This is a genomic window from Bradyrhizobium sp. CCGUVB4N (genome assembly GCF_024199945.1).
Lineage (GTDB): Bacteria > Pseudomonadota > Alphaproteobacteria > Rhizobiales > Xanthobacteraceae > Bradyrhizobium.
Genome location: NZ_JANADP010000001.1, coordinates 5,869,721 through 5,882,156, shown reverse-complemented (window position 1 = coordinate 5,882,156; position 12,436 = coordinate 5,869,721). Strand labels below are relative to the sequence as shown.

The following is a 12,436-nucleotide window of genomic DNA, read 5'->3' as shown; positions in this document are numbered from 1 at the left end:
GGACGGTAGAGAGGGCGCACAACGATAATGTGACGAACTGTTAGTCAATAACAGTTGTCTAACGATAGTCGTGTTATGTTGCGTGAAATCACCACACCGATGATCGCGACGCGTCGCGCAGCGCGAGAATCTTTTCGCAACCGCCGCGAACGCGACGTCTACCGAATAAGGCCCGGCACACTGGTGCATCCCGGTTGGTTCGGGCTTTCCGAACATCACTGCGGTCGGCACAGGCTGGCCGCAATGCGAGAACGATATCGAGGCTGTGGTGAATTCGCGTGGTCTGTATGAGAGGAGCGCGCGTCGCCATGCGCGTCTTCGGTTGCGCGATGTGCGGAGAAGCCGGTCGGCCGCCGCATGCGCTTCGCAGCTCGTTCTCTGCGGTCTGTTGATCTGCGCAGTCTGTGCGAGGCCCGCGGTGGCGAAGACCGAGGCCAGCGCCGCCAAGCCTGCTCCGGCTAAGCCCGCAGCTGGCACGCCGGCCAAGAATGCCACGGAGCCAGGCAAACCGGCGGCTCCGGAGGCTCATTTCGATATCGACGAGTTTCGCGTCGAGGGCGCGGACAATCTGCCGCAGATCGAGGTCGAGGCGGCGGTCTATCCCTTCCTCGGTCCGAACAAGAGCGCACAGGACGTCGAGAAGGCACGCGCCGCGGTGGAGAAGGCCTATCACGACAAGGGTCTGCAGACCGTGAGCGTGGGAGTCCCGCAGCAGGATGCGCAGCGCGGATTCATCGTGCTCAAGGTCACCGAGAGCCGCGTCGGGCGTCTGCGCGTCAAGGACTCGCGCTATTTCGACCTCAAGAACATCAAGGACAACGCCCCCTCGCTGAAGGAGGGGACGCTGCCGAACTTCCAGGATGTGACGAAGGACATCGTCGCGCTCAATCGCTGGGCCGACCGGCGCATCACGCCGGCGCTGCGCGCGGGTGTCGCGCCCGGCACGGTCGACGTCGATCTCAATGTCGAGGATACGTTTCCGCTGCATGGCAGCATCGAGCTCAACAACAAGCAGAGCCCGAGCACGACGCCGCTACGGTCGAGCGTCTCGATGCACTATGACAACCTCTGGCAGCTTGGCCATTCCATGACCTGGACCTACCAGTTCGCGCCGATGAATCCGAAGGACGCGATGGTGGTCTCCGGCTCGTATCTGGCGCGTACCGAGATCGACTGGCTCAGCGTTCTCGTCTACGGCCTGGTCTCGGACAGTTCGGTGGCAACCGTCGGCGGCGCGAACGTGGTCGGCCCGGGCCAGGTGATCGGCGGACGCGCGGTACTGACACTGCCCACGAAGGGCGACCTGTTTCAGACCTTGTCACTCGGCGTCGACTACAAGGATTTCAAGCAATCGCTGAAGCTTGGCAGCGACGCCTTCGACTCGCCGGTGACTTATGTGCCGCTGGTCGCGAGCTACGGTGCGACCTGGCAGGGCGAGGGGCATCTGACGCAGCTTAATGCCACCGTCACCACCGGTCTGCGTGGCGTTGGCTCGAGCCGCGATGAGTTCGACGCCAAGCGCTTCGATGCCACGGCGAGCTTCATCACGTTGCACGCGGATATCTCGCACACCCAGGATTTCGCCGGCGGCTTCCAGCTCTACGCAAAGCTCCAGGGCCAGGCGGCCGACCAGCCGCTGGTGTCGAGCGAGCAGCTCAGCCTCGGCGGACAGGACACGGTGCGCGGCTATCTCGAATCCGAGGTACTCGGCGATTACGGCGTCGCCGGGACGCTGGAGCTGCGCACGCCCAACCTCGCGCAATACATGCAGCAAAAGCTGCCCAACCCGCTCGGCGAATCCATCAAGTACAACGCGTTCGACGAATGGCGCTTCTTCGCATTCGTCGACGGCGGTAACGCCCGGATCTTTGAGCCGCTGATCGACCAGCAGTCGCATTTCGACCTCGCCAGCTATGGTGTCGGCATGCGGATGAAATCTCTTCGCTATCTCAACAGCATTATTTTCGTCGGTATGCCGCTGACCAGCCAGCAGGTCACCGTCGCCAACCATCCACGGTTCAGCTTTCGGGTCTGGGGAGAATTCTAGATGTCGCTCCTTCGCTTTGGATCACGCCGTGGACACGGCCTGAGCGCACCGGTGATGCTGCTTCTCGTTCTCATGGCAGTGTTGTGGCCGAAGCCCGCATCCGCGTGGTGGAACGACCAGTGGACGCTGCGCAAGAAGATCACCATCGACACCGGCCAGTCCGGCGCCGGCATCAGCGACGCCATCGGCTCGGCGCCGGTGCTGGTGCGCCTGCATGTCGGTAATTTCCGCTTCGGCGCGGCGAAGGAGGATGGCGGCGATCTCCGCTTCATCGCCGGGGACGACAAGACGCCGCTCAAGCATCACGTCGAGAAATACGACTCTCTGCTCGGCGAGGCGCTGGTGTGGGTCAGTGTTCCCGATCTGAAGCCGGGCACGAAGAACGACATCTGGCTCTACTACGGAAACCAGAAGGCGCCGGCCGCGGTCGACGCCAAGGGCACCTACGATCCCGACACGCTGCTGGTCTATCATTTCAACGACCGCGGCACGCCGGCGCAGGACATCACCGCCTGGGCGAACTCCGCACAGAACGCGGTGCCCGCGGCCGACGGTGCCATCATCGGGCAGGGCGCGCGCCTCGACGGGCAGACCGCGATCGCGCTTCCCGGCTCTCCCTCGCTCGTGCTCGCGGAAGGCGGCGAACTGACCTGGTCGATCTGGGTCAAGATGACCGCGCCGCAGCCGGGCGCCGTGCTGTTCTCCCGTACCGAGGGGGCGAACGCCCTCACGGTCGGCTTGGACAACGGTGTTGCGTTTGTCGAGGTCGCGAATGGCGGCAACACGCAGCGCAGCGCCGGCGGCGCGGCGATTGCGGCCGCCGGCTGGCATCAGGTCGCCTTTACGGCCAAGGGCGGACAGATCGCGCTCTATGTTGACGGCAGCCAGACCGCAACGCTGGCGGCAAGCCTGCCGACCATGACGGGTGTGGCCCAACTCGGTGCGGCTGCGGCCGCGCCAGCAGCCCCTGCTGCGGACGCCGCGGCGGCTCCGGCCGCAGGCGATGCGGCGGCGCCGCCAGCGCCTGCACCGGCGAGCGCGGCCGTCGGCTTTGCCGGCGACGTCGACGAATTCCAGATCGCAAAGGTCGCGCGTCCTGCCGGCTTCATCAAGCTCGAGGCGATCGGGCAGGGGCCGGATCAAGCCAAGCTGATCTCGTTCAGCGTCGACGAGGAGACGTCGGGTTGGTTCAGCGGCGGCTATTTCGGCGTGATCCTGCGCTCGGTGACGCTCGACGGCTGGGTCGTCATCGGCTTGCTCGCGATCATGGCCTTCATCAGCTGGTACGTCATGGTCGATCGCATCTCGTATCTCAATCGCGTCTCACGCGGCAACGAGCTGTTCCTCGGGCATTTCCGCCAGACCTCGACCGATATCGGCGGGCTGCTGCAGCTCGACAGCGAGGAGAACGATCCGAGCTTCGGCGGTGAGATGGGCAAGAAGCAGCGCAAGGCCGTGCACGGTGCGCCGCTGTATCGCCTGTTCGCAGCCGGCGCGCAGGAGATCCGGCGTCGCTTCGCTGGCGGCGGTTATCGCCGGCTGTCGCCGCAGGCGATCCAGTCGATCCGTGCCGTGCTCGACAGCGGCTTCGTGCGGGAGAGCCAGCGCCTCAACCGCTTGATGGTGATGCTCACCATCGCGATTTCAGGCGGTCCGTTCCTGGGCCTGCTCGGCACCGTCGTCGGCGTCATGATCACCTTCGCGGCGATCGCAGCGAGCGGCGACGTCAACGTCAACGCGATCGCGCCGGGCATCGCGGCCGCGCTCGTTGCCACCGTCGCCGGCCTCGGCGTCGCGATCCCCTCGTTGTTTGCCTACAATTATCTGACGATCCGCATCAAGGACGTCTCCAGCGAGATGCAGGTCTTCGTCGACGAATTCATCACGCGCATTGCGGAATCCTACGAGCTGCCGGATGAGCCGGTGAAGCAGGCGGCGGAGTAGATCCATGCAAGTCCAATCCGAGAGCAAGCCGTACGACGACATCAACATCACGCCGATGCTCGATCTCGCTTACGTGCTCCTGGTGATCTTCATCATCATGACCACGGCGACCGTACAAGGCATGAAGGTGAACCTGCCGAAGGCGAGCGCGGCGCCGTCGCTCGCACAGCAGACCACCAAGGCGATTACGGTCGCCAGTGACGGCAAGCTGTTCCTCGACACCATTCCCGTCACGCTGCCCGAGCTCGAGCAGCGGCTGGTGCAGCAGCGCGCATTGACGCCGGAGTTTCCGATCGTGGTGCGCGGCGACGCCCAGACCCAGTACCAGAACGTTGTCGACGTGCTCGACATGCTCGGCCGCCTCAACTTCACCCAGGTCGGCATGGCGACCAAGCCGGTGGCCCGGTGAACGAAAGCGCATGTGACGCCGATGGACCCGCGCGACACCAACGAGGAAAACGAAGGACCGGCCTGGCGGCGCTATTTGCTGCTGGGCGGTGGCGGTCTGCTCGTCATCGCGCTGATGGTCGGCGGCATCATGGTGCTGATGAGCGGCGACAAGAATCCGCCGCGCAAGGTGAACGAGCTCCAGGTCACGATGATCTTGCCGCCGCCACCACCTCCGCCTCCACCGCCGCCACCGGAAAAGCAGCCCGAGGACAAGGTGGTCGAGCAGACTCCTGTCAAGCAGGAGATGATCGAGGAGAAGCCGGTCGACATCCCCAAGGAAGCGCCGCCGGATGCGCCCGACACGCCGATGGACGCTCCGCCCTCGCTCGAAGCCAACACGGCGGGGCCGGGCACGCTGAAGGGCGGCAAGGGCGGCCTGATCGGCGGAGGTGGCGGCGGTGGTGGTGGCAGCAGCAAATGGGGTTGGTACGCGAGCATCGTGCAGGCCCAGATCGAGGCGGCACTGCGCGCCAACGACAAGACGCGTCACGCCGTGATGCGGGTCAGGGTCCGGTTGTGGCCGGATGCGACCGGCCGGATCACGCGCGTGCAGCTGGTGTCTTCGACCGGCAACAACGAGCTCGACGCCGTGATCCGCGACCAGGTGCTCAACGGCATGACGTTGCGTGAGCCGCCGCCGAAGGAAATGCCGATGCCGATCGTGATGCAAGTCACGGCGCATAGTCCGGGGTGAGAAGAGGGCGGAACGGCGAGAGCCGTCGCCGCAAACGAGTTGAAGAGTGAAGAAGGGTTGATGCTATGTGGCGTGCAGAGATGACAAAGCGACAGCTTGCGGGAACCGCAGCTATCCTGCTTGCGCTTTCCGTTCCCGCGTCGGCCCAGGACGATACACCGACGGGCAAGCGTCCCACCGTTTCGCGCGACGCACCGCCGTCGTCGAATGCGACCGTCAATTTGATCAACCTCCTGGTGAAGCAGGGCACGCTGAGCGAGGATCAGGCTGCGGCTCTGATCAAGCAGGCTGACGACGAGGCCTATGTCGCCCGCCAGGCGACGCGCGACGCCACGACCAAAGCGGAGGGTGCCGCGAAGGCAGCCACGACCGCGACGGACGCGGTCTCTCCGCCCGGCACGAAGCGTGTCACTTATGTCCCCGAGATCGTCAAGAAACAGCTGCGCGACGAAATTCGCGCCGAAGTCATGGCGAAGGCGGAGAAGGAGAACTGGGCGTCTCCAGGCAAATATCCGGAATGGGCACAGCGGATCCGGTTCTACGGCGACATCCGTGCGCGATACGAGGGCGATCATTTTCCCGCTGGTAACCTGCCGCAGGAGAACTACAACGCGATCAACACGGGAAACCCGTTTCAAGAGGAGAATGGCAACTTCCCACCCAATCTCTATTTCCCGCCGTTCTACAACGTGACCCAGGATCGAAACCGTTTCCGCTTCCGCGCCCGTCTTGGCGCCGACGTCGATCTGTCCGACGGCTTCTCGGCGGGCCTGCGGATCGCAACGGGCGATAGCAGCTCACCGGTCTCCACCAACCAGACGTTTGGCGGGAATGGCGGGAATTTCTCCAAATACGCGCTTTGGCTCGATCGCGCCTTCATCAGGTACCAGCCTGTGCAGGATTTCGTTGCCACTGTCGGCCGGTTCGACAACCCGTTCTGGTCGCCGACCGATCTCGCCTGGTACAAGGATCTCGGTTTCGACGGATTTGCTATCCAGGCCAAGCACGAAGTCGACGAGGGCTTCACACCCTTCTTTGTCGGCGGTGCCTTTCCGATCTTCAACACAGATTTGAATGCGGGGCTCAACACCGTCGACCTGAACGGACCGATCAAGTCTCCCAGCCGCGATAGATGGCTGTTGGGTGCGCAGACCGGCTTCGGCGCCCGGTTTGATCCCGAGACCAACCTGAAACTGGCGGTGGCCTATTACGACTTCACCAACCTGCGCGGCAAGCTATCGAGCTCCTGCCTGGTCATTACCGTCATTGACAGCTGCGACACAGATTTGTTGCGTCCCCTGTTCGCGCAGAAGGGCAACACCTACATGCGGCTACGCGACATTCCGACGTTGACGACGCCCGTCACCACGCTGGACTACCAGTTCTATGGGCTGGCTACCGACTTCCGGCCGGTTGTCGCCAGTGCCCAGCTCGACTTCGCCCAGTTCAATCCGATCCACATTACTCTCGATGCGGAATACGTCTGGAACACGGCATTCGATCGCGCAGCCGTGGCAGCCGTTGCGGTGAACAATTTTGCCGGTACATCGACCGGCGCGGCTGGCCCTTTCAACGGTGGCAACCAGGGTTGGCTCGCGCGTCTCACCGTGGGTGACAAGGAGATCAAGCATCTCTGGGACTGGAATGCCCATGTCGGCTACAAATATCTCCAGTCGGACGCAACGGTCGACGCATTCGTCGATTCCGATTTCGGGCTCGGCGGCACCAATCTCAAGGGTTACTTCATCGGCGGCAATGTCGGCCTCGCCGAGAATGTCTGGGCTTCAGTGCGCTGGATGAGCGCCAACAGCATTGCCGGGCTGCCTTACGCCGTCGACGTCGTCCAGCTCGATCTCAACGCGAGGTTCTGATCATGCGGCTGTTGCGTGTTTCCTCCCTGGTCGCATTGGGGTTGATGGTCTGCTCGACCGCGCATGCGGATCAGGAAGGCGATCGTCTGCGCGAGGCGTTGCGATCCGCTACCGCGCAGGCGCGTGCGGCCGAAGACCAGCGTGCCGCTCTCCAGGCCAAGCTGACGGCAGCCGAGCAGGAACGTGAGCGTCTGCGTAAGCAGAACGAGGCCTATCGAGCCCAGGTCAAGGAAGCCGAGCAGGCCTATCGCCAGGCCGTGAAGGACTTCAACGAGCGTCTCACTGAGCGTGATGATTCCCTCGAGAAGTGGAAGGTCGCCTATGCCGAGGCGGCCGGCGTGGCGCGCGCCAAGGATGCCGAGCGCGCCAAGTTCGAGGCTGAAGCGACCGCATTCAAGGCAAGCACCAAGGCCTGCGAGGCCAAGAACGTTCAGCTCGTGAAGACGGCCAACGAGGTCGTGACCAAATACGAGGCGATGGATCCGTTCGAGAAGGTTCTCGACCACGATCCCGTATTTGGTTTGAAGCGCGTCGAGCATCAGAATGCCGCCCAGGACTACCGCGACAAGATCATCGAACAGAAGGCCAAGCCATGACCCATGATGCATTCAAGACCGCCATGCTTGCGGGCGCGCTCTTCATTGCGACCTCGTCCGTGGCCATGGCCCAGACCCGCAGCGCTCCGCAGCCGACGCCGACGCCAGCGCGCCCCGCTCCGGCAGCTCCCACCCGGCCGGCGGCCGCCGAGGAGACTTCGGGCGTGGCCAAGGCAAGCGAGGTCATCGCGCGGGTCGGTGACAGCGACGTCACGGCGGACCAGGTGCGTGCGACGATCCAGCTGCTCGATGCGCGCCAGCAGGCCGCATTGGCACGCGATCCGGCTCTGCTCAGCCAGACGGTGCGGGCGATCCTCGCCAATCGCCTCGTGCTCAAGGAGGCGATGGCCAAGAAATGGGAGCAGCAGCCGGCCGTCGTCGACCAGCTGGCTCGCGCCCGCGAAAGCCTGATCGTCGAGAGCTATCTCCAATCCGTGACAACGCCGCCGGACAGTTTCCCGAGTGAGGCCGAGATCAAGGGCGTGTACGAGGCCAACGCGAGCGCGTTGCTCGTCCCGCGTCGGTTCCGCCTGGCCCAGATCCTGGTCGCCGTGCCGAAGGATGCGGACAAGGCCGCCGAGGACGCCGCGCGGAAGAAGCTCGATGACGTTGTGAAGAAGGTCAAGCAGCCGGGCGCAGATTTCGCAGCGATTGCGCGTAGCTCATCGGACGAGTCTGTGTCGGCGGAGCATGACGGCGACATCGGTTGGGTGAACGAGCCTGATCTGCGCGGCGAAATTCGTGGCCAGGTCACGGGACTGCCGAAATCAGGCATCACCGACGCCGTCCGGCTCGACGACGGTTGGCACATCGTGAAGCTGCTGGATACCGAGGCAGCCCACACCCGGCCGTATGCGGAGGTGAGGGACGCGCTGATCCAGCGCATGCGGGCTGAACGCGTCGAGGCCAACCGCCGCGCCTATGTGACGGAATTGCTTAAGCAAACCCCGCCGGTCGTGAACGAAATCGCGCTGTCGAAACTGCTCCAGACAAAGTCAGAGGCGCAGCCGGCGCGTTAGTGCGCACGGCAGAACACGTGCCGGGCTTGATCCGACGGGCCCGGCCGTATTGTGCCGGGCATCCGCTCTAGATCCGACAGTTCTGTGTGACGTTGGCGGGAATTACCCTGGTGTGCATAGCGTTAATAATTGGGTAAGTATCATAATTATGATATGAACGACGTGTTACGCGGGAACGCCATTAAAGCGGGTGGGCCGTGACCGACGTAACCGACCGAAGCGATGCAATCGAAGCGTCGACAACCTTCGAGAGTGCATCAAGGCCGCGCATCAGCGTTCCGTTCGGCCTGATCGAGCCGCTTTTCGCGTTGGCCGACGTCCTGGTCATCGTCGCAGCGGGCGCGTTGGGTGGCCTGTTATATCACGGCGTGCTCGGCGCCGGGACCGGCGATCCCGGCGTCTGTGCTGGCTTGGGTTTGGTGGCGAGCCTGGCCTATGTGCTCGCGGCGCATTGTCTTGGCCTCTATCGGCTGAACGATTTGCTCCAGCGCGAGTACGATAGCGGGCGGATCTGGACCTGCTGGAGCGTGGCAATTCCGGTTCTCGCCGTCATCCTGTTTCTCTTCAAGTCCAGTGCGGAAACCTCGCGCGGCGCGATCGTTTGCCTGTTCGTTCTTGGAGGGATCGGTCTCGTTCTCGCACGGAGGCTGGCCAAGCGTCGCCTGCGTGCGGCTTTGATGACAGGCGCCATTCGCGGCCGGCGGGCGATCGTGATTGGAACGAAAGGCGAGTTGGCTTCTTTCGGGCGGCTCGATCTTCTGGTCAGGTTCGGTCTGGACGAAGTCGGGCGCGTATTATTGCCGCCGTCCTCGAAATCGAAAGCGTACGCCGAAACGGTGCTGGATCGCGTACGGGAGGCCGCGGCAGAGGAGATCGTCCTCGCATTGTCGTGGTCGGGCCCGGAAGACATTCAGTGGCTGCTCGATCAGTTGAGGGCGGTCCCGCTTCCGGTTCGCCTGCTTCCCGATCGCGCGGTGTCGACGGTGCTTCAGCGCCAGACCTCGATGCCGCAGCGATTGTATATGGTCGAGTTGCAGCGCACCCCACTGACCACGCTTGAGCGGGGGGTGAAGCGGATGCTTGACGTGACGGTCGCTGCGACGTCGCTAATGTTGCTGACGCCGCTGTTGTTCGCAGCGGCGATTGCGATCAAGCTTGAATCACGTGGGCCAGTCATCTTCCGGCAGCAGCGCCATGGTTTCAATGGCCGGTCCTTCACCATCTACAAGCTGCGGACCATGAAGGTTCAGGAGGATGGCGCTGCCGTGGTGCAGGCCACGACAAGCGATCCACGTGTCACCCGCGTGGGACGTGTGCTCCGCTCGACCAGCATCGACGAACTCCCTCAATTGTTGAACGTGCTGCAAGGGCATATGTCCGTCGTCGGGCCGCGTCCGCATGCCTTGGTCCATGACTATGAGTACGGACGCATGATCGCGAACTATTCGTTTCGCCACCACGTGAAGCCGGGAATTACCGGCTGGGCGCAGGTGCACGGATATCGAGGCGGTACGCCGCGACTGGAGCTCATGGAACGCCGAATTGCGCTGGATCTCTGGTATATTGATAATTGGAGCGTGGTGCTCGATATCCGGATCATCCTGAGGACGGTTTTTGAACTGGTCCGCGCGCAGAATGCGTATTGACCGGACCGGTTTCAAGTCGCGCGTCATGACTGACTGTCATTCATTTGATGTAGTAGCCACGGCTGGCTAGTTTCGCGAGCAACGGCTCTCCGCGCCGCTCGGTGATCGGGACCACATCCAAGGTTTGGACCACATGTTATTCCGACGATTGGTCATGGCTGCACCATCGATCGCGGTGTGGGCGTTGCTCGCGACCGTTGGTTCGTCGGTTGGCGAAGAAGCGGTCCGGGCCGATCGGCAGCCGCAGCGACTGTTGGTTGCTCCCGACGGTGGCGCCGACACACGCCAGTCGCCGAATGGACCCCTGAGCCTGGGCGCCGCGCTGGAGGAAGCCGCCAGGCGGCGCGTTGCCGATGCCGCGACGCCGCTCGAGCTCGAATTGCAGCCTGGAACCTATGATCTGGATAAGCCTATCGTGATCGATGCGCGCCTCGCAGGCGATGGCGGGATCACGCTCAAGGCAAAGCCTGGTGCAGACGTGCGCCTCGTCGGCTGGAAAAAAGTCGAGAGTATCATTCCTCCGGCGAAGGACATCGAAGACCAGCTTCCCGCGATCGCGCGCGGCAAGATAAAATATTACGCTTTGCCGCAATCCGAATTTCCTGATCTCGGGGTGGAGCTGCCGCGAGGGCACTCGCTGCCGCGCCATGCGGCGGAGATGGAATTCTTCCTCGGCGATACGCCCCTGAGCCCGGCCCGGTGGCCCGCCACAGGCTATTCGGAAATCATGCGCGCCGTCGATGGATCGCGGGTCGTGATCCGTGACGCGCCGCTTTCCGCCGTTGCCGGTCGCACCGACGTCTGGTTCGCGGGATTTCCCGGCGTCGAGTGGGGTTACGAGCGTGTGCGGGTCGCTGATGTCGATCCCGTCTCGGGTGTCATCCGGGCCGTTCGCCCGTTCTTCTATCCACCGAGATGGCGCGATTTCGCCGCGCTGGAAGGCCCGCCGAGCCTGTTCAGCGCGCCCAATCAGTTCTATCTCGATCGCGCCAATCGCGTGCTCGCGGTCTGGGCGCCCGCCAATGACGCGCGAACCATTCAGGCCTCGATCCTGACCAACGCGATCGTGATGACGGGCGCGCGGCACGTGCGGATCGAAGGGCTCAGCGTGCTGGGCGTGCGTGGCGACGCCATCCGGGTCGTCAACAGTGACGACGTGCAATTGGATCGCATCCAGGTCGCGGACAGCGGGATGCGCGGGGTCGCTGTCGAGGGCGGCCACGACTTTCTGCTGCAAAACTCCGTGATCCACGATACTGGCGACGAAGGCGCCTGGGTCACGGGTGGGGACCGGCAGAACCTCGTTTCTGCCGGGCACAGGATCCTCTCCAACACTCTGTTTCGCTTTGGGCGGCGCATCCGCAGCGGTCGGGATGGAATCCGGATCGATGGCGTCGGTATCGTCGTCGAAGACAATGTCCTCAGCAGCGGGCCGTCGCAGGCGATCGGCTTCCAGGGCAACGATCATCTCATCCGGCACAACGACATCTCGCGCACCATGTCGGAGTGTGGCGACTGCGCTGCGATCTACACGGGCAGGGACTGGAGCGCGCGTGGCACCTGTATCGACGGCAACGTCATCCACGGAATTACGCCGGCACCCGATCGGGACGTGAGCGGCATTTACCTCGACGATGCCGCAAGCGGCATCGTCGTCTGGCGCAACGTAATCGTGAGCCTGCGGCGGGGAGTCCTGGTTGGCGGCGGCCGCGATAATATCGTCATGGAAAATACGATCACCGATGCAGATCAGTTCGGGGTCCTGCTCGACGGGCGCGGCCTGAGCTGGGCCAAAGCCTCGGTGAACGATCCGTCATCCGAGATTCGCCGCAGGCTCGTCGCTGTTCCCTATGACCGCGAGCCCTACCGCTCGCGCTATCCGCACCTGGCTGAGCTGCTGCAGGAGCAGCCCGGACAACCGAGGTACAACCTGATTTCCGGAAACACATTTGTTCGCGGCGCAGGCGTGGTGCTGGAGGATCCGGCGTTGCGCGCGCTGGTGCTGACCACCCCACAGAAATTGAACGAAGCGAACGGGCAGGCCTGCCCGCCGCAATCCATTGCTGGCCGTCGCGGTCCACCGGCGGAATGATCGCCGCAAGCCTTCCGGGGCCTCGGAAGGCGGGTCGGCGGGCGGCCATCACGGTTCGTGATAAGCGTGTTAGTCGT

General features: G+C 63.6%; 9 protein-coding genes. All 9 read left to right on the top strand.

The genetic code is table 11. The features are described from left to right. Positions 1 to 418 precede the first annotated feature (418 nt). The 9 genes from NLM31_RS27210 (at position 419) to NLM31_RS27170 (ending at position 12,359) form a co-directional block, all read left to right on the top strand. Positions 419 to 2,047, top strand: a complete 1,629-nt coding sequence (locus NLM31_RS27210; protein WP_254194247.1) for a ShlB/FhaC/HecB family hemolysin secretion/activation protein — start codon at positions 419 to 421, stop codon at positions 2,045 to 2,047. Next, a complete protein-coding gene (locus tag NLM31_RS27205) occupies positions 2,048 to 3,991 on the top strand; it encodes a DUF2341 domain-containing protein (RefSeq protein WP_254194246.1) in 1,944 nt (647 codons plus the stop codon). A gap of 4 nt (positions 3,992 to 3,995) precedes the next feature. Further along, positions 3,996 to 4,400, top strand: coding sequence for a biopolymer transporter ExbD (locus tag NLM31_RS27200; RefSeq protein ID WP_254194245.1), 405 nt, complete (start codon positions 3,996 to 3,998; stop codon positions 4,398 to 4,400). Between the two features lie 21 nt (positions 4,401 to 4,421). Continuing rightward, complete coding sequence (locus NLM31_RS27195; protein ID WP_254196270.1) at positions 4,422 to 5,135, top strand: energy transducer TonB; 714 nt, start codon at positions 4,422 to 4,424, stop codon at positions 5,133 to 5,135. An 80-nt stretch (positions 5,136 to 5,215) separates the two neighbouring features. Further along, complete coding sequence (locus tag NLM31_RS27190; RefSeq protein ID WP_254194244.1) at positions 5,216 to 7,006, top strand: putative porin; 1,791 nt, start codon at positions 5,216 to 5,218, stop codon at positions 7,004 to 7,006. Between the two features lie 2 nt (positions 7,007 to 7,008). Continuing rightward, positions 7,009 to 7,602 (top strand): hypothetical protein, encoded by a 594-nt coding sequence (locus tag NLM31_RS27185; protein WP_254132249.1) that lies wholly within the window; start codon positions 7,009 to 7,011, stop codon positions 7,600 to 7,602. After that, entirely contained in the window at positions 7,599 to 8,621 is a 1,023-nt protein-coding gene (locus NLM31_RS27180) for a peptidylprolyl isomerase (protein ID WP_254194243.1), read from the top strand. Before NLM31_RS27185 ends, NLM31_RS27180 begins: the two co-directional genes overlap by 4 nt. Before the next feature lie 197 nt (positions 8,622 to 8,818). After that, entirely contained in the window at positions 8,819 to 10,267 is a 1,449-nt protein-coding gene (locus NLM31_RS27175) for an undecaprenyl-phosphate glucose phosphotransferase (protein WP_254194242.1), read from the top strand. A gap of 175 nt (positions 10,268 to 10,442) precedes the next feature. Further along, entirely contained in the window at positions 10,443 to 12,359 is a 1,917-nt protein-coding gene (locus NLM31_RS27170; RefSeq protein WP_254194241.1) for a right-handed parallel beta-helix repeat-containing protein, read from the top strand. Positions 12,360 to 12,436: the final 77 nt, after the last annotated feature.

Bases quoted from the DNA above. Each gene is read 5' to 3' on its own strand.
- NLM31_RS27205 (WP_254194246.1), top strand. From the start codon at position 2,048: ATGTCGCTCCTTCGCTTTGGATCACGCCGTGGACACGGCCTGAGCGCA.
- NLM31_RS27200 (WP_254194245.1), top strand. From the start codon at position 3,996: ATGCAAGTCCAATCCGAGAGCAAGCCGTACGACGACATCAACATCACG.
- NLM31_RS27195 (WP_254196270.1), top strand. From the start codon at position 4,422: ATGGACCCGCGCGACACCAACGAGGAAAACGAAGGACCGGCCTGGCGG.
- NLM31_RS27190 (WP_254194244.1), top strand. From the start codon at position 5,216: ATGACAAAGCGACAGCTTGCGGGAACCGCAGCTATCCTGCTTGCGCTT.
- NLM31_RS27185 (WP_254132249.1), top strand. From the start codon at position 7,009: ATGCGGCTGTTGCGTGTTTCCTCCCTGGTCGCATTGGGGTTGATGGTC.
- NLM31_RS27180 (WP_254194243.1), top strand. From the start codon at position 7,599: ATGACCCATGATGCATTCAAGACCGCCATGCTTGCGGGCGCGCTCTTC.